This window comes from Paenibacillus nuruki (genome assembly GCF_001721045.1).
Taxonomy (GTDB): Bacteria; Bacillota; Bacilli; order Paenibacillales; family Paenibacillaceae; genus Saccharibacillus; species Saccharibacillus nuruki.
The window spans coordinates 1-21,062 of record NZ_MDER01000057.1 but is presented as its reverse complement, the minus strand read 5'-3'; the positions used below and the strand labels follow the sequence as shown (position 1 = coordinate 21,062).

At 40.5% G+C, this 21,062-nt stretch carries 16 protein-coding genes, 1 rRNA gene and 1 other RNA gene; 1 reads left to right on the top strand and 17 read right to left on the bottom strand.

Annotated elements, in window-relative coordinates; translation table 11 throughout:
- The 15 genes from PTI45_RS24380 to speE form a co-directional block, all read right to left on the bottom strand.
- A 16S ribosomal RNA gene (locus PTI45_RS24380) occupies positions 1-154 on the bottom strand; the annotation flags it as partial.
- A 487-nt stretch (positions 155-641) separates the two neighbouring features.
- The gene (gene recR, locus PTI45_RS15935; protein WP_069328594.1) at positions 642-1,238 is read right to left on the bottom strand and encodes a recombination mediator RecR; all 597 of its coding nucleotides are present in this window, start codon (positions 1,236-1,238) and stop codon (positions 642-644) included.
- Between the two features lie 51 nt (positions 1,239-1,289).
- On the bottom strand, positions 1,290-1,601 hold the full coding sequence (locus tag PTI45_RS15930) for a YbaB/EbfC family nucleoid-associated protein (protein ID WP_069328593.1): 312 nt from the start codon (positions 1,599-1,601) through the stop codon (positions 1,290-1,292).
- 44 nt (positions 1,602-1,645) lie between these two features.
- The gene (dnaX, locus tag PTI45_RS15925; RefSeq protein WP_069328592.1) at positions 1,646-3,397 is read right to left on the bottom strand and encodes a DNA polymerase III subunit gamma/tau; all 1,752 of its coding nucleotides are present in this window, start codon (positions 3,395-3,397) and stop codon (positions 1,646-1,648) included.
- Between the two features lie 143 nt (positions 3,398-3,540).
- Positions 3,541-3,807: signal recognition particle sRNA large type (gene ffs / locus PTI45_RS15920), an RNA gene on the bottom strand.
- 127 nt (positions 3,808-3,934) lie between these two features.
- Complete coding sequence (gene rho, locus PTI45_RS15915; protein ID WP_069328591.1) at positions 3,935-5,293, bottom strand: transcription termination factor Rho; 1,359 nt, start codon at positions 5,291-5,293, stop codon at positions 3,935-3,937.
- A 238-nt stretch (positions 5,294-5,531) separates the two neighbouring features.
- A complete protein-coding gene (locus PTI45_RS15910) occupies positions 5,532-6,791 on the bottom strand; it encodes a UDP-N-acetylglucosamine 1-carboxyvinyltransferase (RefSeq protein WP_069328590.1) in 1,260 nt (419 codons plus the stop codon).
- A gap of 144 nt (positions 6,792-6,935) precedes the next feature.
- The gene (gene fba, locus PTI45_RS15905; protein ID WP_069328589.1) at positions 6,936-7,790 is read right to left on the bottom strand and encodes a class II fructose-1,6-bisphosphate aldolase; all 855 of its coding nucleotides are present in this window, start codon (positions 7,788-7,790) and stop codon (positions 6,936-6,938) included.
- Positions 7,791-7,942: 152 nt separating this feature from the next.
- The gene (locus PTI45_RS15900) at positions 7,943-8,329 is read right to left on the bottom strand and encodes a response regulator (RefSeq protein ID WP_069328588.1); all 387 of its coding nucleotides are present in this window, start codon (positions 8,327-8,329) and stop codon (positions 7,943-7,945) included.
- A gap of 363 nt (positions 8,330-8,692) precedes the next feature.
- A complete protein-coding gene (locus PTI45_RS15895; protein ID WP_069328587.1) occupies positions 8,693-10,294 on the bottom strand; it encodes a CTP synthase in 1,602 nt (533 codons plus the stop codon).
- Between the two features lie 275 nt (positions 10,295-10,569).
- Positions 10,570-11,112: a DNA-directed RNA polymerase subunit delta gene (rpoE, locus tag PTI45_RS15890; protein WP_069328586.1), complete on the bottom strand. Its 543-nt coding sequence runs from the start codon at positions 11,110-11,112 to the stop codon at positions 10,570-10,572.
- 183 nt (positions 11,113-11,295) lie between these two features.
- Positions 11,296-12,975, bottom strand: coding sequence for an arginine--tRNA ligase (gene argS / locus PTI45_RS15885; protein ID WP_069328585.1), 1,680 nt, complete (start codon positions 12,973-12,975; stop codon positions 11,296-11,298).
- A 30-nt stretch (positions 12,976-13,005) separates the two neighbouring features.
- Positions 13,006-13,443 carry a YwiB family protein gene (locus PTI45_RS15880; RefSeq protein ID WP_069328584.1) on the bottom strand — a complete coding sequence of 146 codons (438 nt, stop codon included), beginning with the start codon at positions 13,441-13,443 and terminating at the stop codon, positions 13,006-13,008.
- A 250-nt stretch (positions 13,444-13,693) separates the two neighbouring features.
- The gene (locus PTI45_RS15875; RefSeq protein WP_069328583.1) at positions 13,694-14,899 is read right to left on the bottom strand and encodes a WD40/YVTN/BNR-like repeat-containing protein; all 1,206 of its coding nucleotides are present in this window, start codon (positions 14,897-14,899) and stop codon (positions 13,694-13,696) included.
- A gap of 161 nt (positions 14,900-15,060) precedes the next feature.
- A complete protein-coding gene (gene speE / locus PTI45_RS15870) occupies positions 15,061-15,891 on the bottom strand; it encodes a polyamine aminopropyltransferase (protein WP_069328582.1) in 831 nt (276 codons plus the stop codon).
- A gap of 171 nt (positions 15,892-16,062) precedes the next feature.
- On the opposite strand from speE, the gene PTI45_RS15865 reads away from it, so the two are divergent.
- Entirely contained in the window at positions 16,063-16,704 is a 642-nt protein-coding gene (locus PTI45_RS15865) for a DNA-3-methyladenine glycosylase (protein WP_069328581.1), read from the top strand.
- A 32-nt stretch (positions 16,705-16,736) separates the two neighbouring features.
- Here the strand turns inward: PTI45_RS15865 and PTI45_RS15860 are convergent, their stop codons facing one another.
- Positions 16,737-18,761 (bottom strand): putative bifunctional diguanylate cyclase/phosphodiesterase, encoded by a 2,025-nt coding sequence (locus PTI45_RS15860; RefSeq protein WP_083243570.1) that lies wholly within the window; start codon positions 18,759-18,761, stop codon positions 16,737-16,739.
- 162 nt (positions 18,762-18,923) lie between these two features.
- Positions 18,924-20,891 (bottom strand): S-layer homology domain-containing protein, encoded by a 1,968-nt coding sequence (locus PTI45_RS15855; protein WP_069328580.1) that lies wholly within the window; start codon positions 20,889-20,891, stop codon positions 18,924-18,926.
- Positions 20,892-21,062 lie beyond the last annotated feature (171 nt).

Genomic DNA, 21,062 nt, shown 5'->3' with positions numbered 1-21,062 from the left:
TCGGTGTTGGTTGTTTGTCGGTGTCGTTTTGTGTTCAGTCGCAGGTCCGCCTCTCCGTATCCGAGAAGCAAGCTTCTCATCAACTCCGCTCGACTTGCATGTATTAGGCACGCCGCCAGCGTTCGTCCTGAGCCAGGATCAAACTCTCCATAAAGTGTTTGACGTGCTCAATTCTTAAACTGGCGAGAACCGAAGTTCTCTATTTTTTAAAAGTCGGCTAAGACCTTCATTACTCACTCGTTGTTCAGTTTTCAAAGATCAAACATTTCGTTATTTTGCTTTTGTGCACCGACGCGTTATCGCATCAGCAACTCTTATAATATATCATGCTCATTTCATTTCGTCAACACTTTTTTTCAATCTTTTTTTCAGCTACATAAGATGAAGCTTTATTATGAGGATCAAAAATGTTTGTTACGTGTTGAAGTCAGAAATAAAATGACCGTTGATTAATATAGCACGAATATTTAATAAACGTCAACTGTTTATTTAAACTGTTTTTACAATTAATCTTAAATAAGAATTAAATGGTGACTAACTTGCTTTGGTTTTATAAATAAAAAGGCACGAAAGCCTTTGATAGCGGGCTTTGTGCCTTTTTGAGTTATTACTATGATTCGGGATATATACACTTTACCTAATTATAATTCTCGGCGTCCTTCTAATGCTTTGGATAATGTAACTTCATCCGCATATTCTAGATCTCCACCTACAGGTAATCCATGAGCAATTCTTGTTACTTTTATATTGAAAGGTTTGACCAGTCTAGAAATGTACATAGCGGTCGCTTCACCTTCAATATTAGGGTTTGTTGCCAGAATCAGTTCTTGTACTCGCTCATCACTAAGACGATTCAATAACTCTTTTAATTTGATATCATCAGGTCCAATACCTTCTATCGGAGAAATCGCTCCATGTAACACATGATAGTAGCCGTCAAATTCTCGAGTACGTTCCATAGCTACTAGATCTTTGGCTTCCTGAATAACACAAATGACAGACGCATCTCTGGTCTTATCCTGACAAATCTGACATGGATCTGTGTCTGTAATATTCCCACACACAGAACAGTAGTGGAGATTACGCTTTACATTAACCAGAGCCTTAGCAAAATCGATCACGTCGTCTTCCTTCATACGGAGCACATGAAAAGCAAGTCGCCCTGCTGTCTTAGGTCCGACTCCCGGCAAGTGTGTAAAGGCTTCTATCAGTTTGGCAATCGGTTCGGGATAATACAATACAGCGATCTCCTTTGAGAACAGTCCCTTTATGCATGACTATTCATTATTTTAGAACAGGCCTGGAATATTCATACCGCCTGTAAATTTACCCATATCTTTATTAGCTAGTTCTTCTGCTTTGCCCATTGCATCGTTGACCGCAGCGATTACTAGATCTTGTAACATTTCTACATCGTCTGGATCTACTGCTTCTGGTTTGATTGTGATCGCTGTTACTTTTTTGTGTCCATTCACTTGTACAGTGACTACGCCACCACCAGAACTACCTTCTAATGTTTTTGTTCCTAGTTCTTCCTGTGCTTTCAACATTTGTTCCTGCATTTTTTTAACTTGCTTCATCATTTGGTTCATGTTACCCATTCTTATCATCTCCTCAATTAAAGTATACGTCTTAGATTTAGTAGCTATTCTTTAACAACGACTAAGCTTTCTCCAAATAATTGAATAGCTTCGTCTACTAATGGTTCACCCGCATTTTCGCCTTCGTGCTCTAGCTCTAATGCTTCAACCGGATCTTCATGAGCTCCTTCTATTGCTTCTAACCAATCTTTTTGCATCATGGTAACCAAACGATGAGAACCGCCTAGAACTTCTTCTAATACAGACTCTACAATCTGCTTATTCACAGATTTTTCAATCGTTTCCCGGTGCATATCATGTTTGAAAGCAACCAAAACAGCATCTTCATGAATAGAAACAGGCTCACAGTTCACAAACCATGCGTGAATAGTCACCTTCTCTTCTTTAACCCGTTGTAGGATTTTGCCCCATGATCCTGATACTTTTGTAAAATCGCTATGATTGCGGTTGCTCACATAGCTCTGAATCTGAGAAGGAATTTTGGCTGCTGAAGATACTCTTGCTGTTGGGGGACGTCTTCCAGAGCTTCCTGTCTGATTACGGTCGCCTACTTCGCCACTTGCTGCTATTCCTGATTTTAACGCTTTATCTAACTTTTGTTCTAATTGAGCTAATTGCTGTTTGAGTTGTCGAATCTCTGAAGCATCTGTTGGCGTATGACTGCTTGAAGACGTGGTCACTTCTGCCGTATGATCTCCATGTGATCCTGTATTCGGTATACTGCCTAATTTCAATAGAGCCACCTCAAATAACATCTGAGGCTGAGCAGCATACTTCATCTCGGTCTGATAATGATTCAACGTATCAATCATGGCAAACAATTGTTCTTTTGTAAATGCAGCTGCTGTTTCTCGAAAAATCTCGGGATCTAGCATTCGCTCTGTTAAATCTCCTGCTTGTGGGATCATCTTAATCATCAATACATCCCGGAAATAATAGAGTAGATTCTCCATACATTTCTCTGCGCTTTTACCTTCTTGCATAAATGACTCTACCATCTGTAGTACTTTGCCAATATCTCCATGTAACAATGCAGAGGCTAGTTCCGCAAACTGTTCAGAAGCGATACCACCGGTCATCTGCAATACTTGAGTATAAGTTACTTTGCCATCTGTAAAAGCTGATACTTGATCCAGAATACTAACTGCATCACGCATCCCACCATCTGATAAGCGAGCAATGTATTCTAACGCATCACGATCGGCTTCAATCTGTTCTTCTCCGGCGATCAATGCAAGCCGATCTGTCTGCTCTACTAAAGATACACGGCGAAAATCAAAACGCTGACAGCGTGATATAATCGTAGCTGGTAATCGATGAGGTTCTGTTGTAGCTAGAATAAAAACAACATGAGCTGGTGGTTCTTCCAGCGTCTTAAGCAACGCATTAAATGCTTCTGTTGTTAACATATGGACTTCATCAATAATATATACTTTGCGTCGTACTTCAGTAGGCGCGTATTTGACTTTTTCCCGTAGATCACGAATTTCTTCTACACCACGGTTGGATGCAGCATCGATCTCAAGCACATCCATAATATTGCCTGATGTGATCCTTTTGCAAGTTTCACATTCGTTACACGGCTCTATAGCCGGTCCATGTTCACAGTTAATCGCTTTTGCAAAAATTTTGGCAGCAGACGTTTTACCTGTTCCTCTTGGACCACTAAACAGATAGGCATGTGAAATACGCTCTTCCCGAATGGCATTTTGCAGCGTCTGAATGATATGCTGCTGTCCAACCATGTCCTTAAACGACTGCGGTCGCCAAGCACGATAAAGTGCGATATGCTCCACTTGCTTACCCTCTTTCTTCTTTGAATACTTCATTTAATTATACTATAGATTAGACCTAAGCAAAACATCCGAAGCTCTATTTTACAAACAAAAAACACCTGATGTCCTGAGACAAAAGGTGTTATTGAATACATTATTATATACCGTGCACCTGTTATCGATTATTGCGATCCAAGCGGTTTTTCTGAACCACGACTCAGGATAGGCACTCCTTCGGCACAAGAACAAAACTGCTTATGGCTGCTTTCTTCCGAACCTGACCAGATTCACAGCAGTCCTTTGCGAAGGACCCAGCCGTCAACACCGTATTCAGATACCAGCCTCACATCGACAAAACCTAAAACAGGAATTCAACCTCGCTACAGCGGATTGCGAGTTACAGGGCACCGCTACCTCCCCATCTAGCACGGCATTAAATTATTATAACCGAGAGAAGCTTCTAATGCAATGGACAAGATATTTTGTTTTAAAAAAGTTCATTTTTATCACATAAAGTGGCGCTTCGAATCCTAAACGCCACTAGATTTCAATCTTATGTCACTTTGTCGAAGCTGGAGTTGCAGATCGTGTTGGTCGTCTTCCCGGACTACTTGAAGCACTGCTATTGGTAGGCTTTTTCGCGCTACTGCTTTTGCTTTTCGTATTGGTTTCTTCAGAGGTATCAAACGAAGCTAAGAACTCTTTGTTCGTCTCTGTGTTACGCATTTTTTTGAGGAATCCATCTACAAAGTCTGGCGTTTCGTTCATGTTTTTACGAATATGCCAGATTGTATCTAGTTCTTCTTTGCCAAGTAAATCTTCTTCGCGTCGTGTACCAGAACGACGAATATCGATCGCTGGGAAAATACGACGTTCTGCCAATTTGCGATCCAAATGAAGCTCCATATTCCCTGTACCTTTGAACTCTTCGTAAATAATATCATCCATACGTGAACCTGTATCGATCAATGCTGTCGCTAGAATCGTTAGGCTACCGCCTTCTTCTACATTACGTGCTGCTCCAAAGAAACGTTTAGGACGATGGAATGCTGCTGGATCAATACCACCGCTCAGTGTACGTCCAGATGGCGGAATCACCAAGTTATACGCGCGTGCCAGACGAGTAATACTATCTAACAAAATAACCACGTCTTTTTTATGTTCTACCAGACGAAGTGCACGTTCAAGTACCAATTCAGCAACTTTGATATGGTTTTCTGGCAATTCATCAAATGTAGAAGCCACAACTTCACCTTTAACGGAACGCTGCATATCTGTTACTTCTTCCGGGCGCTCATCAATTAGCAATACAAACAAATCAATCTCAGGATTGTTGGTGGAGATGCTGTTCGCAATCTCTTTAAGAAGCAAAGTTTTACCTGCTTTGGGAGGTGCAACAATTAGACCACGTTGTCCAAGTCCAACAGGTGCAAGAACATCCATAATACGAGTTGATAGTTTATTCTGAGCGGTTTCTAAGACTAGTTTGTCCTGTGGATAAAGAGGAGTTAATGCTGGGAAATGAAGACGCTCTGCGGCTTGTTCAGGGCTTGTTCCATTGACTGCATTGACTTGAAGTAATCCAAAGTAACGTTCATTTTCTTTAGGTGCTCTACATTTACCAGAGACCAGATCACCGGTACGAAGATCAAACTTACGAATCTGTGATGCTGAAATATAGATATCTTCATGACTTGGAAGATAATTAATCGGTCGTAAGAAACCATAACCTTCAGGTAAAATTTCAAGCACACCTTGCATAAACATCAAACCGCTTTTTTCAGCTTGTGCACGCAAGATTGCAAAAATTAACTCTTTTTTCTTGAGCTGTCCATAATAAGGAATCTGATACTGTTTAGCTAGCTTATACAGATCAGTCAGCTTCATTTCTTCCAAATCGGAAATTTGTAAATCCATAAAATAACCACCTATTCAATTTTATCAAGATTGTTGAGACAAATATAAGCCTACTAATATAAAGATAGGAAAATGGAGAAACTACATGTAAAAGGAGTGTATTATTTCAAATGCGTTCATAGGATAGCATTACCCATTTTGGGAGGAGATATTCAAGAGGTATGTATTTTATTGGAAAATACAAAAGAGTTCTCCTCCCCAACAGAGGGATGACTTCAAAAACGATGGTCTGACCTATTTATACGATTTCTCTCCAAACATCTGCGCCTAAGTTGCGTAAATTCTCTACCAAATGATCATAACCACGATCTATAAATTCAACACCTGACACTTCTGTAATTCCTTCAGGAACCGTTAAACCCGCAATCACAAGAGCAGCACCTGCACGCAAATCCGTCGCTTTGACTTTAGCTGCATTCAGTGGGGAACCTTCGATAATCGCAGAACGACCTTCTACTTTGATCTTAGCGCCCATTCGTGCTAATTCTGGAACATGCTTAAATCGACTACTGTATACAAAATCACTAAGCACACTAACCCCTTGAGCTTGCGTAAGCAGACTTGTCATTGGTGACTGTAAATCTGTCGCAAATCCTGGATACGTTAATGCTTTTACATCAACATGGTTGTACGTCGGTCTACCCATTACACGAATACCTTCGTCTAACTCTTCAACCTGAACACCCATCTCTAATAACTTGGCTGTAATAGCTTCCAAGTGCTTAGGAATAACATTATCAATCAAAACGTCTCCGCGAGTGGCTGCTGCTGCCACCATATATGTTCCTGCTTGAATACGGTCAGGAATAATTGAATGTCTACAGCCGTGCATTTCAGTGACACCTTCGATACGAATAGTCTCTGTGCCTGCACCTTTAATAATGGCTCCCATCGCGTTCAACAATGTTGCTACATCTATAATCTCAGGCTCTTTCGCCGCGTTTTCAATAATAGTGTGCCCTTTGGCTCTTGCAGCCGCAAGCATGATATTAATCGTTGCTCCTACACTTGCAACGTCCAAATAAATCTTAGCTCCACGTAATTCTTTAGCATATAAATGAATAGAACCATGCTCATTCGTTACTGTCGCTCCTAAAGCTTCAAAACCTTTGATATGTTGATCGATAGGACGAGGCTCAAAATTACATCCTCCTGGCAAACCGATCGTTGCTTCTCCAAAACGTCCAAGTAGTGCACCCATCATGTAATACGAAGCTCTTAACTTTTTGACAGGCCCATTCGGCATAGGAATAGATCTGACATCACTTGGGTTAATACGCATCTGGTTTTCACTTTCGTGCCAGCTTACACTTGCTCCAAGATTTTCTAAAATTTCTGCATAAACGGCTACATCGCTTAATAGCGGCAAGTTATCCAACACGACTTCCGATTCCGCAAGCAATGCCGCAGGAATAAGCGCAATGGCACTATTTTTTGCACCGCTGATCGTTACAGTTCCCTGCAACGGGCGTCCGCCACTAATCATTAATTTTTCCATAAAGCTTAATGTCCCCCTACGTGTTTTGCATCCGGTAAACGATACGTGATGTTGAATTTTGGTAATGAAAATGGAAAGACACCGACTAGGCGGTGTTCTTCCCACAATTTATTATTTAAAATGTCTTATACAAAAACAATATTCTTATGCTTTGTTGCTTGTGCCAAACTCACGGATTTTACCGATAACTGTTTGTTTGATAGCATCGCGACCTGGAACAATAAATGTACGAGGATCGTAAGCATCTGGTTTAGCAGCAAGTACTTCGCGAACTGCTTTTGCAAATACGATTTGGTTCTCTGTATTTACGTTGATTTTGGATGTTCCCAAAGAGATTGCTTTGTTGATATCGTTGGTAGGAATACCAGTACCACCGTGCAATACCAATGGAATTTGAACTGCGTCACGAACTGCTTCCATTTCTTTGAAGCCTAAGTTAGGCTCGCCGTGGTAAGGACCGTGTACAGAACCCAATGCTGGAGCTAATGTATCGATACCTGTTTCTTTAACGATACGTACACATTCGTTAAGATCAGCATACATGATACCACCGATAACGTCATCTTCTTGTCCGCCTACAGTACCAACTTCAGCTTCAACAGAAACGCCTTTAGCGTGTGCATATTCAACTACTTTTTTAGTCATTTCGATATTTTCGTCGATTGAATGGTGAGATCCATCGATCATTACAGATGTAAATCCAGCATCGATTGCTTCTTTACATTTGTCAAAGCTAGAACCATGATCCAAGTGAATAGCAACTGGAACTGTAACTTTCAAGTCATGAATCAATCCTTCTACCATTTTAACAACAGTAGTGAATCCGCCCATATGACGTGCAGCACCTTCAGATACACCAAGGATTACTGGTGATTTTTCTTCTTCCGCTGCTCCCAGAATCGCTTGAGTCCACTCCAGGTTATTGATGTTGTATTGACCCACTGCATATTTTCCTTCAAGTGCTTTGTTTAACATGTCTGTCATAGATACTAATGGCATAATGATATCCTCCTTGAGAATGATGGTATTTGTAAGCCGATACTCGCATACGTTGCTTATTATAACACAACCCACTTCAAATACTAAACAAGCAATTTAAAAAGAGCTATGCGTCTTTGCATAGCAAAAAACCTATCTTTGTAGGATAGATTCTATTTTTGCTGATCGACTTGATTACCGCGCAGGTTTTGATCCACTACATTTCTCATTTCATCAATATCAAAAGGTTTGGTGAAATGACTGATAGCGCCTAAATCCTTGGCTTGTTTGATAATATCTAATTCTCCATAAGCTGTCATCATAATCACTTTAATTTGCGGATGCGTTGATTTGATATGTTTTAAAATTTCTAATCCATCCATACCTGGAATTTTCATATCCAGAAGAACAAGGTCAGGTGTATCTTGCTCTACCACTTCAAGCGCTGCTTTACCATTTGCTGCCTGATACATTTGGTAACCTTCATTACCGAAAAGTTCCATAAGTAAAATTCGAATTCCGTTTTGATCATCGACAATAAGGATTTTCTTCTGTTCCACGGGTCATCCTTCCCTTCATCGTTGCTAGAATAGTATGCTGTGATTTTTTCTTAATTAGAATGAGGAGGAACGTACAATTCAAACGATTAGTTTACAGATATCAAAATTGACGTCGGATAACATAGTATATAAATTCGCTTTTTATCGTACATTTCCTGCTTGTTCCCAAATTTGTTTCGACAAAAATTAGGTTTACTTTCTAATATTAGTCACTAATTGTAATAACTATTTTATTAGGTTAATTATATAGTTAATTGATCTTATTGAGAAGCTAGTTAGGGTAAATACGTGTATGTATACATAAAAAGGCGACTTCTCTCTTCACGAATGGAAGAAAGAAGTCGCCTTATCATCATCTATTGATTAGCCTTGATGTGCAAGTGATGCTTTGACAAATTCACGGAATAACGGTTGTGGACGGTTCGGACGAGAAGTAAATTCTGGATGGAATTGTACTGCTAAGAACCAAGGGTGTTCTGGAACTTCGACGATTTCTACCAATCGACCATCTGGTGAAGTACCCGAGATCTTCATACCCATATTCTCGATTTGCTCACGGTATTGGTTGTTGAATTCATACCGGTGACGGTGACGCTCATATACTAACTCTTCACCGTAACATTCCATAGCTAGTGAACCTGGTTGTAATTTACAAGGATACAATCCAAGACGCATTGTACCTCCTAAATCTTCGATATCTTTTTGTTCTGGTAACAAGTCAATTACCGGATAAGGTGTAGCTGGATTAATTTCAGAACTATTTGCTCCTTCTAATCCTGCAAAAGCACGTGCATATTCGATAACAGATACTTGCATACCTAAACAAATACCGAAGTAAGGAATACTGCGTTCACGGGAATAGCGAATTGCACTGATTTTACCTTCAATACCACGATCGCCGAAACCACCTGGAACGAGGATACCACCCACACCGCCAAGCAATTCATGTACGTTCTCGTCTGTAATTTCTTCTGCATTGACCCAACGCAATTTAACATCTGCATTTGCATGATATCCTGCATGAGACAGTGATTCAACCACACTCAAGTAAGCATCATGTAAGGCTACATACTTACCAACAATCGCAATCTCGACTGTTTTTTCCAAGTTTTTGATACGATCTAAAAGGCTCTGCCATTCTGTCATATCTGGTTGAGGTGTATCTAGTTTGAGATGATTTACTACGATCTCATCTAGACCTTCATCACGTAGATTTAGTGGCACTTCATAAAGAGAAGAAGCATCACGACATTCAACTACAGCATTAGCATCAATATCACAGAACAATGCAATTTTAGCTTTCATATCTTCAGACAATTCATACTCTGTACGGCATACAATCACATTCGGTTGGATACCGATACTACGTAATTCTTTAACACTATGTTGTGTTGGCTTTGTTTTCACTTCACCTGCTGCTTTGATATAAGGAATCAAAGTTACATGGATATACATCACATTGTCGCGACCTACATCGCTTTTGATCTGACGAATTGCTTCAAGGAACGGAAGGCTTTCAATATCACCTACTGTACCCCCGATTTCGGTAATTACGATATCAGAACCTGATTCACGACCTGCACGGAATACACGCTCTTTGATTTCATTTGTAATGTGTGGAATCACCTGTACTGTTCCACCCAAATATTCGCCACGACGTTCTTTGCTAATTACGGAGGAATATACTTTACCTGTTGTTACGTTACTGTTTTTGGACAAGTTAATATCAATAAAACGCTCGTAATGTCCTAGATCTAGATCTGTCTCTGCGCCATCATCAGTTACGAATACTTCACCATGCTGGTAAGGACTCATTGTACCTGGATCGATATTGATATACGGGTCAAACTTCTGAATCGTTACTTTCAAACCTCTGTTCTTTAACAACCTACCAAGTGATGCCGCTGTAATACCTTTGCCGAGTGATGATACGACTCCGCCTGTTACAAAAATATACTTTGCCACTGTATGACCTCCTAATTATTTTCCAGAAATTCCGGCGATATATGGGGGGTTACACAGCCCCTTTTCCTTATAAAAAACAAAAAAAGTGACACCCGTAGCTACGGGGCACTTTTATTTATTACAGCATTTGAGAAAATGCGTATACGTTTAGTTATAGGTTTAAATGATAAGCCCAAGCAATAGTTTACTCTGTATCTTAATACCGTGTCAAGACATATCCTCAAGAAAAAAAGCCTGCCTAAAACAGGCAGACTTTGATCCTTATTGATAGAAGATTAATCTTTCTTATCTTCTTCTACATATTCTTCATCTTCGTCTTCATCGTCGTCATCATCTTCGTCGTCGATAACAAGATCAGCTTTATCTTCATCATCATCTTCACCGTCAACAAAGATATCATCGGAATCTTCATCTACTGCATCGTAGTTCTCATCTTCCGGCTCATCTGCATCAACAACATCTTCGTTATTGAATTCTTCGTCTTCGATATCATCGTCTTCTTCATCGTTGATAATACGAGGACGCTTCGCATTAGCGATTGGATCTTCTGCACGCTCAAGCGGATACCAACGTTTAAGACCCCATAGGTTTGTACCTACACAGGCAAAACGACCATCTACATTAATTTCAGTATATAGTTGAGCGATATATTCATCAGTTTGTGCTTTAGTAAAGCCACGTAGTTCTGCAACTTCCTTCATAAGGTCACGGTAGTATAGAGGCGTATTGATTTTTTTCAAAATAGCAACAGCCAAATCTACCATCGGAATTTCGTGTACCTTTTCCGGATCGATTTTTAATTCTTGCGGTGTACTCACTTACGGACACTTCCTCTCGGATCCATTTTCACGCTTTATCATTCACGTTTTTTCGCACAAAAAATGCAAAATGCTGAGTTAAGTAAAACCTATTTATCAGCAAAAATCAAGTTTTTTACAAAAAATCGGATGATTTGCATGTTTTGAGATATAACGTTTTAAATTTGTACCCATATTCGTCGATTACATACGCTCTGGTGCAGATACTCCAACAAGTCGAAGTACGTTCACAATAACAGTACGAACGCTACCTAACAAAGCCAGACGAGCAGCTGTTTGTGCTTCGTTGTCTGTCAGTGTACGCTCTGCTTTGTAATAACTATGCATCATAGATGCTAGCTCGTAGACATAGCGAATCAGGCGGTGTGGAGCATAGTTCTCAGCTGCTAGGGCAACTTCTTGAGGCAATTCGCCCATTTTGTGCAATAGATTATATTCATGCTCACTTGTTAATAAGCTGTAATCAATTGCAGATAACTCAGGCAACTGGATACCTTGCTCTTCGGCTTGACGATAAATACTACAAATCCGTGCATGTGCATATTGAACATAGAACACAGGATTTTCGTTAGAAGTCGAGATCGCCAAATCCATATCAAAATCAAGATGAGAATCGATACTGCGCATCGTGAAGAAATAACGAATAGCATCTACGCCTACTTCTGCCATCAAGTCTTCCATCGTTACAGCTTTACCTGTACGTTTGGACATTTTGACTTTCTCGCCATCTTGGAAAAGACTAACCATTTGTGCAATCAGCACGACCAATTTCTCAGGATCGTTACCTAATCCCTGCATCGCTGCTTTCATACGTGGAATATATCCATGATGATCTGCACCCCAGATATTGATCATTTTATCGTAACCACGACCGTATTTATCTTTGTGATAAGCGATATCTGGTGTCAAATACGTATACGTACCATCGTTTTTGATCAATACGCGGTCTTTATCATCGCCATAAGCAGTCGTACGAAGCCATGTTGCGCCATCCAGTTCATAGACTTCTCCACGCTCACGTAGCTCATCCAATGCGTCTAGTACTTGACCTGTCTCATATAGCGAAGTCTCACTAAACCAGATATCGAACTTCACGCGGAATGCTTCTAAATCACGCTGAATTTTTTGCAATTCTTTCTCAAGACCGTATTGACGGAAAAAGGCAGCTCGCTCACCCGGTGATTGCGATAATAGACGGTCGCCTTCTTGTGCTACTAATTCTTTAGCAAAGCCTTTGATATCTGCACCATGATAACCATCTTCAGGCATCGCTGCATCTTGCCCAAGCTCTTGCAAATAACGAGCTTCAATCGAGCTACTCAAGTTCGATACCTGATTACCTGCATCATTAATATAGTATTCGCGAGTGACTTGGTAACCTGCAAAGTCAAAAATATTACACAATGCGTCACCAAAAGCAGCTCCACGAGCATGTCCTAAATGTAGACTACCTGTTGGGTTCGCACTAACAAACTCAACTTCGACTTTTTCGCCTTTACCGTGTTCGATACGTCCATAGTTTTCACCTTGTTCTGCGACAACTTGGATAACCGGATATAAATAACTTTTGTTCAGCGTAAAGTTGATAAATCCAGGCCCTGCAATCTCAGCGTGTTCAATATCGCCTTGTTTGAGATCGAGGTTAGCGATAATATCTTCGGCGATCTGACGTGGATTCTTTTTAGCGATTCGAGTTAACTGCATCGCAATATTGGTTGCTAAGTCTCCGTGCGCTTTGTCTTTGGGTACTTCAAGCACCACTTCAGGTACTTCTTCACTGCTTACAATATTAGCTGCGATTACTGCTGCATGCACAGCTTCTTTCACTGCACTGCGGCTTTGTTCCAATGGATTACGTGTCATCTTCTACTGCTCCTCCTGTGTTCGCATGGTTCACACTTCGTCTATTTCGTGCGTATCCAATGCCTGTATATGTAAACTGATCTTAAATGTCCCTGTAAGCTCTTCATGCACATACAATTCGTATTCCCAGTTTACACGTCCAAGATGTCCATCTAGCTCTTGTGTCAATTGTGTGGTGTGTGTCGAAAGTGCAAATGTCATAAACGGCGAACGATACGAACCAGGTAGTTGCTTTTCTTGACGAAAAGTCTGATCTGATTCTACCCCACCACGTCTCATAATTTTCACTTCGTGATCATCGATCTTCACGACAGTACGAACTTCCTGCTGAAGAGTATCTGCGGATTCAGTGTAACGAATATATAAACTGCTGCCTTTTTGAAAAGCTTGCCCGATAAATTGAGTTGTGCTTTGCTCTCCATCTTGATCGCTATGCAATGTCAATTGTACCTGATTGAATTCAGTCATAAGATCCAGCTCCATTTTTGATGATGCGCCATGTTAGCTTGTTGAATATAGAACATTTTCACGATTAATTCAATAAGCTCAATCTCTTCTATTGTACCATTATATTGAACCGTACGTAGAGATTCTAAGCAAAAAAATACGTTTTTATTGGAATATGCTTTAGATTCTGATCCATGTCATTGACTTCTGTCTCTACAAAATATACACGAAAAGAAAAGCGACTCCGTATAGAGTCGCTTCTACTTTATGCTTACTGTTTATCTGTAGCTACAAATTTTAATGTAGCAGACCATGTTTTACCACCGTCTTTGGTCGTATAGATCGCTGGCGTTAACGAATCCGTTACAGCCAGATAGCCTACATTTTGACTTAAAAACGAAATGTCTGCGCTGATACCATCAATTGTAGCTGGCATATTGTTCCACGTTTTGCCACTGTCCAGAGATCGTCCAACCGCTACTTTACCACCCGCTGGTGATCCGCCTGCAAGATAAGCAATCGTACTGCCTACAAATTGCATATTACCTGGATGTCCACCCGGTTGGGCAGGTCCTTCACCATTACCTAGAGCGCCTGTACCCGGTGCTTTGCCACCGCCGGCTGTCGATTGTCCAAAGACTTGACGCCAACTTTTGCCGCTATCTGAGCTTGCATAGACCGAGTAAGAGACTTGAGACATACCTGCTCCGCCATACAAGATTGCCCATACTTGCTTACCACTCGCATAAATTTCTCCACCAGAGACTTCAAGTGAACCTACGCTAAGCGCTGTTGTCCATTTGTTGCCACCATCGATTGTCTGCATAATACGGTAGCCGCTGTTGCTACCTGATACTGTTTTGACTACCCAACCTGTATTGCTATCCTGAAAATAACCACCGCGCGTATTCGCAGGTGTAGGAATCGCTGTCCATGCTGCGCCACCATTTATCGTTTTGTATACACCTGATGTGGTATATGCAAAACCTGTACTGCCTGATTTCTTATCGATTTTGTTAAATCTAATATTACCTTTATACGGACTTTTCCAAGTTGCTCCGCCATCGGTTGTCGTTAAAAATACAGGTTTTTGTCCAGATTTTGCACTGGCCAATGCCCATCCTTGTGTATTGCTACTAAATTCAATCTGACTGAACTGCCATGTACCCGTATAAATTTTTTGCCAGTGACATCCACTATCCGATGTACCGATCAAAAATCCATTTCCTGCTGCTCGACCTGTCGTCTGACTCAGAAAATCGGTATCGGTAAAATGAATATCTTCTTGAATGCTAGATGAACGCCCTTGCTCCAATTGAGATTGAAGAGTAGAACTATTCACATCACATGCTTTTGGCGTTTTGGCAGATACAGGAGTTGCACTGAATCCAACCATTCCTAGTAACAAAACTAATACCATCATTATACTTAACGATGGATACGATCCATATGAAACACGATTATTGTTCATCTTCATCTATTCATCCTCCTAGAATATGTTACATACATGGAATATTCGTCTATGTACTATATAATATTACCCTTATTCATACAAAAAGAAGACCTGTCTTCTTCTATATTATATAAAAGAGGATACAGATCTTCTCAATTCACTCATTTATTTCTAAAATAAATCTCTTATTTGCACAGATCTTCTACAAATTTAGGCAAAACAAATGCCGCTTTGTGTAGACGTGGTGTATAATATTTGTTGCTTTCCATTTCAGGAATAGACGCTTCGTCAACTTGAAGTGGATCATGTACTTTGCTACCCATTGTAAATGTCCATAGACCACTAGGATATGTCGGAATATTAGCACCGTATACATGTACGATTGGGAAAATTTCTTTTACATCTTTATTAACTTGCTGAATCAGATCAGCTTTGAACCAAGGATTATCAGTTTGCGCTACAAAGATTCCATCTTCTTTTAGTGCTTCATAGATTCCTTGATAGAATCCACGTTCAAATAGTGGAGCAGCAGGTCCTACAGGCTCTGTAGAATCAACCATAATCACATCATATTTATTTTTGTTTTCAATAATGTGCATATAACCGTCGTTAACCAATACTTCAACACGCGGGTTGTCGAGTTCGCCAGCGATTTCAGGTAAGTATTTTTTGGAATATTCGATCACTTTACCATCGATTTCAACCAATACTGCTTTTTCTACTTCTGGGTGCTTCAATACTTCACGAATAACGCCACCATCGCCGCCGCCAACAACTAATACATGCTTAGGGTTAGGGTGCGTATTCAATGCAGGGTGAGCAACCATTTCATGATAAACAAATTCATCTTTAACGGTAGTCATAACCATGCCATCTAGTACAAGCATGCGTCCGAATTCTTCTGTATCGATCATCGCTAAGTCTTGAAATTCTGTTTTTTCAGTAACAAGTGTCTCACGAATTTTTGCTGTAATGCCGAATACCGGCGTTTGTTTTTCGGTATACCATAATTCCATATTTATTACCTTCTTTCGCATATATTTATCGGAATCGAAAAGGTCGATGTTACCACATTCATTTCGCATTATACGCGATATAAGACTAGACTGCAAAAGGAACTTTAAAGCCATTCGTATAGAATCCTACGATACAAAAAGATCATACATTTTAAAAAAGGAGTCGAATCCATGAACATCTCAGATATTGTCCAAATGAAGGCACTTGATGCGGCTCCACGTCTACTGGGTCAAATTATTAGCCGAATAACTCCAGCGGGTGAAATACGCTGTCGCATCGTTGAGACAGAGAGCTATGGTGGTGCTGAAGATAAAGGAAGTCATGCTTATGGCAATCGTCGAACAGCTCGTACTGAGATGATGTTTAGACAAGGTGGAACTTCTTACGTCTATCTGATCTATGGTATGTATCATTGTGTAAATGTAGTCACTGGCGATGTTGATGATCCACAAGCTGTACTTATTCGTGCCGTAGAACCTTTAACGAAGCGAGACGAGCAATTAATGACTACTTTAAGACCCACCGATTCACGCCGTATGCGCAATCTATCCAATGGCCCCGGTAAGCTCTGTCAGGCATTAGCGATTGATAAGTCTTTAAATGGTATAAATTTGCTCGCTAGTGGGGGCTTACTTCGCCTAGAACAATCGCCTGATCTGGAAAACGAGTCATTTGAAATTGAATGTGGACCTCGAATCAATATTGATTATGCTGAAGAATACGCAAGTAAACCTTGGCGCTTTTATATCAAAAATCATCTTTATGTTTCTGCCAAAAATGCGATGCCTACTACACTACTATTGGATTCTTAATCTAAAAAAAGATGTCGCTATAGGCAGAAGATTTACTCTGCTAGCGACATCTTTTGATTAGAAGCTTGTATCCATTGATCCATTTGTGAAATGGTCATGGGCCGACCATAATAGTAACCTTGCATCACATAACAGCCTTTAGATTGCAAAAATTCGACTTGTTCTTGGGTCTCTACACCTTCTGCCACTAAATCTAAATTTAGATTATCAGCAATAGCGACAATCGTGCTAATAATGGCTTGCTTGGAAGGAATATCGCTTTTTCGAATAAAGATCTGATCGATCTTCAGAATATCAATCGGAATTTCATCCAAAATGCCTAATGATGAATAACCGGTGCCAAAATCATCTAGTGAAATCTTGACTCCCAATTGCTGTATATATTGCAACTGTTCTACAGTGCCTTCGATACCGTTCATCGCAATGGATTCAGTAATCTCTAGCTCTACATAACGAGCTTCAATGCCTGTGTCTTGGATCACCTTTTCTACATTGCTTGCAAATTTGGGACATTCAAACATCCGTGCTGACATATTCACTGAAATAGGGACATAGATATGATGTTGCGTTTGCCAGGTCAAATTCTGCTGACACGTTTCTTCTAGCATCCAATGAGTAATCAACATAATCAACCCTGTTTCTTCTGCAACAGGGATAAACTCTGCTGGAGATACCATACCCAGTTCTGGATGGTTCCAGCGTAATAAAGCTTCCATTCCTGTCAAACGATCATGCAATGAATCCCATTTCGGCTGATACACAATAAAGAGTTGCTTACTTTCAAACGCTCGCCGTAGATCATTTTCCAATTCCATTCTTCGAATCTGACGACGGTTCATATCTTCGCTAAATATACTGTATTTGTTTTTGCCTGAACTTTTGGATACATACATAGCTGTATCTGCTGCACGCATCAGAAAAGAACGTTCATACCCGTGTTGAGGCACTAGAGCAATACCAATACTGCCAGTGACAAATAACTCAATGCCTCCTAATTGATAGGGCTTCTTAATCACCTCTAAAATTTGTTCTGCAAGCTGTTCAATCTCTTCGGTCATCCCTTTATTTGTTGCAATCAAAAACTCATCCCCACCTAAACGGAAAACAACGCCCTGATCCATCATATACAGTTTAAGTCTGCGTGCTACTTCGACCAGTAATTCATCACCGATATCATGTCCAAGCGTATCATTGATTGACTTGAACCGATCTAAGTCTAGAAAAAGAACAGCACCTGCTTTTTGCGACTTAAATTCTTTTTCAAAATAACGGTGTAATCCATGTCGATTCGGTAAACCTGTTAATGGATCACTATAGGCCATACGTTCCAGAATATGACGTTCTACAAAAATCGCAGCCCATGAAACAGCCAAAATCAAAAATGTCACAACAGCAACCCCTGTAATCAAAAACAGTTGTCCTTTCATCGACTCATCTGCTGAATCGGTATGTGTATAGTGAAATTGAGCTGCCGCCATCCCTGTATAATGCATACCAGATATTGCAAACCCCATCACAATCGAACTATACAATTTCCAGAGACTGAAGTTCGGTCGATTCCGAAAACGACGGAATAAAAATAAAGCAGCATACGACGCTCCCAAAGCCACAAGAACAGATAACATCAAATAAAAAGGATTGTACGTAATTTCAGCATCCATCTCCATGGCGGCCATTCCGGTATAATGCATGGTTACAATCCCTATGCCCATCGCTGCTCCACCTACGGCTATTTTCCACAGGCGCATCACGGAATCTAACGTGACATAAAAGGCTATGAAAGACGCACTTATGCTGGCAAAAGCAGATAAAAAGGTAGTCCCTACATCATAACGAATATTGACACCTGTATGAAAAGCAAGCATCCCTACAAAATGCATCGCCCAGATCCCGCCACCCATTACAAAAGAACCTGAACCTAACCATATGATTTTATGTGTACCTCTCGATTGAGAGACTTTATTTGCCAGATTCAATGCGATATAAGACGCCAATATCGAAATGACTAAAGATAATGCGACAATTGTAAAATTGTAATGAATATACATGTGTTCCATACTCAACCTCCTTGTACACAGCTCTATACTTAATAGAACGGTTACTTCACTTATTTTCGTTATAGCAAATTATCCCAATTTTTGATTTTAAAAAAATAGATGGCAGATTCTTTTACGAATCGTACCATCTATTTTTAATAAAAAGATATCATGTGACTTTGCTTATTCTGTGATGTTAAATTTTTCTGCCATTTTTTGCATTAAGCGTGAGATCGTCATTGCTGCTTCTGCACGTGTTGTATTGTCTTTTGGTGAGATTAATCCATTAGGTCTACCTTGCATAATACCTTCGTTTACTGTTGTTGCAAGGCTTTCTTTTGCCCAATCGGATGTGTTGTTACTATCTCTAAATGGTGTAAGCGTCTGATTAGCATCTGCGTCAAACGATGTCGATGGCTCTAAATAGCTTAATGTGTTAGTAAGGATATTCGACATTTCTTCACGTGTAATCTGTTGATCTGGTTGGTAAGAATCGTCTGTATATCCTTTCGTGATGCCTGTAGCAGATACTGCATTGATAGCATTGTAGTACCATTTGTCTGTTGTAACGTCTGAATATGCTTTACTGGATGTGTTTGGTGATAGCTTCAATAAGTTATTGATCATTTGTGTGAACTGCGCACGTGTAATCAATGCATTTGGATCATAATTATTATCGCCGACACCATTCAAAATAGACAAATCTTGTAGTCGGTTAATCTCTGCTTCTGCCCAATGTCCACTCACATCGCTGAAGTTCTGTTTATCTGTCGTCACTAGAGTAATCTTGTCAGCATTATCTAGTTCTACATCTGTTGCCTCTCCACTAGCTGCTTCAACAGCATTATCTGTTGGAGGGGTTACTGGCTCTTCTACAGCGGGTACTGGTGTATCTACAGTTGCTGCTGTGACAGGTGCCGGTATTCCTAGAACTCCTGGTGTACGATTAGATCCTACATTGTCGTCATCATCCGATGTTCCTGGGTTCGTTGGTGGATTGGTTGGCGGCGGTGTTTCTCCTTCACGATAATTAATCGTCTGAAGAACACTTGTATTGCCGTTACGATTCAGTGTAATTACCAATTGTCCTTCAGAAGCTGGAAGTTGGATATTAACATTTCCATTTCCGTCTGCTCCAATCGTAATAGTTCCTAACTGAACTGTACCTTGTCCATAGACATCACTTTGTACGGTGACTACATCTCCTGCTTGTAATCCACTTAACTCAATCGTTCCTTGTGTCCCTTGAACATCAACTAGATTTACAACTGGTGTTGCAGGTGTAGTAGGGTCTGTTGGAACTTCAACTCCACTATATGGCAGTGTACCAATCTCTGTTTCGGTTCCGTTAGCTGTTACACGTACCGACAACTCGCCTTGTGCATTCGGGAAGGTAAATGTTAATACTGCTTCTCCATTGGCATTAGCTGTTCCCGTTGCTAATACTTCGTTAGCTTCGCTATAGATCGAAACTGTATTTCCAACAGCTACTCCACTTACAGTCACTGTTCCTTGATCTCCCGTAATGGTTGTAATGTCAGCGGCTGGTGCTGGGATCGTTGGAATGTCGATCCCACTGTACGGTAATGTTGTGATTTCAGTCTCGGTTCCATTAATCGTTATACGTACAGATAACTCACCTTGTGCATTCGGGAAAGTAAATGTTAATAATGCTTCTCCATTGGCATTAGCTGTTCCCGTTGCTAATACGTTATTGGCTTCACTATAGATTGAAATTGTATTTCCAACAGCTACTCCACTTACAGTCACTGTTCCTTGATCTCCCGTAATATTAGTAAGATCAGCGGCTGGTGTTGGTGTTGTTGGAATATCAATTCCGCTGTATGGCAAGGTTGCAATTTCGGTATCAGTTCCATTGATGTTCACTCGTACTGACAATTCTCCTTGTGCATTCGGGAATGTAAATACGATTTGCGCTGTTCCATTACTTCCAGTTACGGCTGTGCCTAGAGCGTTGTCGTCTGCGTCATATACTGTTACCGTTTCGCCGACTGCCACTCCTGTAATATTGACCGTTCCTTGATCACCTGTAATGTCTGATAATGTTGCGCTTGGTGTTGGTGTCGTTGGAATGTCAATGCCGCTGTATGGCAAGGTTGTAATTTCAGTTTCGGTTCCATTGATGTTCACTCGTACTGACAATTCCCCTTGTGCGTTCGGGAATGTGAATACGATTTGTGCTGTTCCATTACTTCCAGTTACGGCTGTGCCTCTGTCTCTTATACAGCGCTATCACCTACGCTTACCTCCGCTGTTATGATCCAAGACGTACTACTGGTCTGAACAACCACCACTGACACA

Excerpts from the sequence above, each read along its gene's own strand:
- fba (WP_069328589.1), bottom strand. The coding sequence starts at position 7,790 with ATGCCATTAGTATCTATGACAGACATGTTAAACAAAGCACTTGAAGGA.
- speE (WP_069328582.1), bottom strand. The coding sequence starts at position 15,891 with ATGGAATTATGGTATACCGAAAAACAAACGCCGGTATTCGGCATTACA.
- PTI45_RS15930 (WP_069328593.1), bottom strand. The coding sequence starts at position 1,601 with ATGGGTAACATGAACCAAATGATGAAGCAAGTTAAAAAAATGCAGGAA.
- rho (WP_069328591.1), bottom strand. The coding sequence starts at position 5,293 with ATGGATTTACAAATTTCCGATTTGGAAGAAATGAAGCTGACTGATCTG.
- PTI45_RS15860 (WP_083243570.1), bottom strand. The coding sequence starts at position 18,761 with ATGGAACACATGTATATTCATTACAATTTTACAATTGTCGCATTATCT.
- PTI45_RS15865 (WP_069328581.1), top strand. The coding sequence starts at position 16,063 with ATGAACATCTCAGATATTGTCCAAATGAAGGCACTTGATGCGGCTCCA.
- PTI45_RS15910 (WP_069328590.1), bottom strand. The coding sequence starts at position 6,791 with ATGGAAAAATTAATGATTAGTGGCGGACGCCCGTTGCAGGGAACTGTA.
- argS (WP_069328585.1), bottom strand. The coding sequence starts at position 12,975 with ATGACACGTAATCCATTGGAACAAAGCCGCAGTGCAGTGAAAGAAGCT.
- PTI45_RS15880 (WP_069328584.1), bottom strand. The coding sequence starts at position 13,443 with ATGACTGAATTCAATCAGGTACAATTGACATTGCATAGCGATCAAGAT.
- PTI45_RS15875 (WP_069328583.1), bottom strand. The coding sequence starts at position 14,899 with ATGAAGATGAACAATAATCGTGTTTCATATGGATCGTATCCATCGTTA.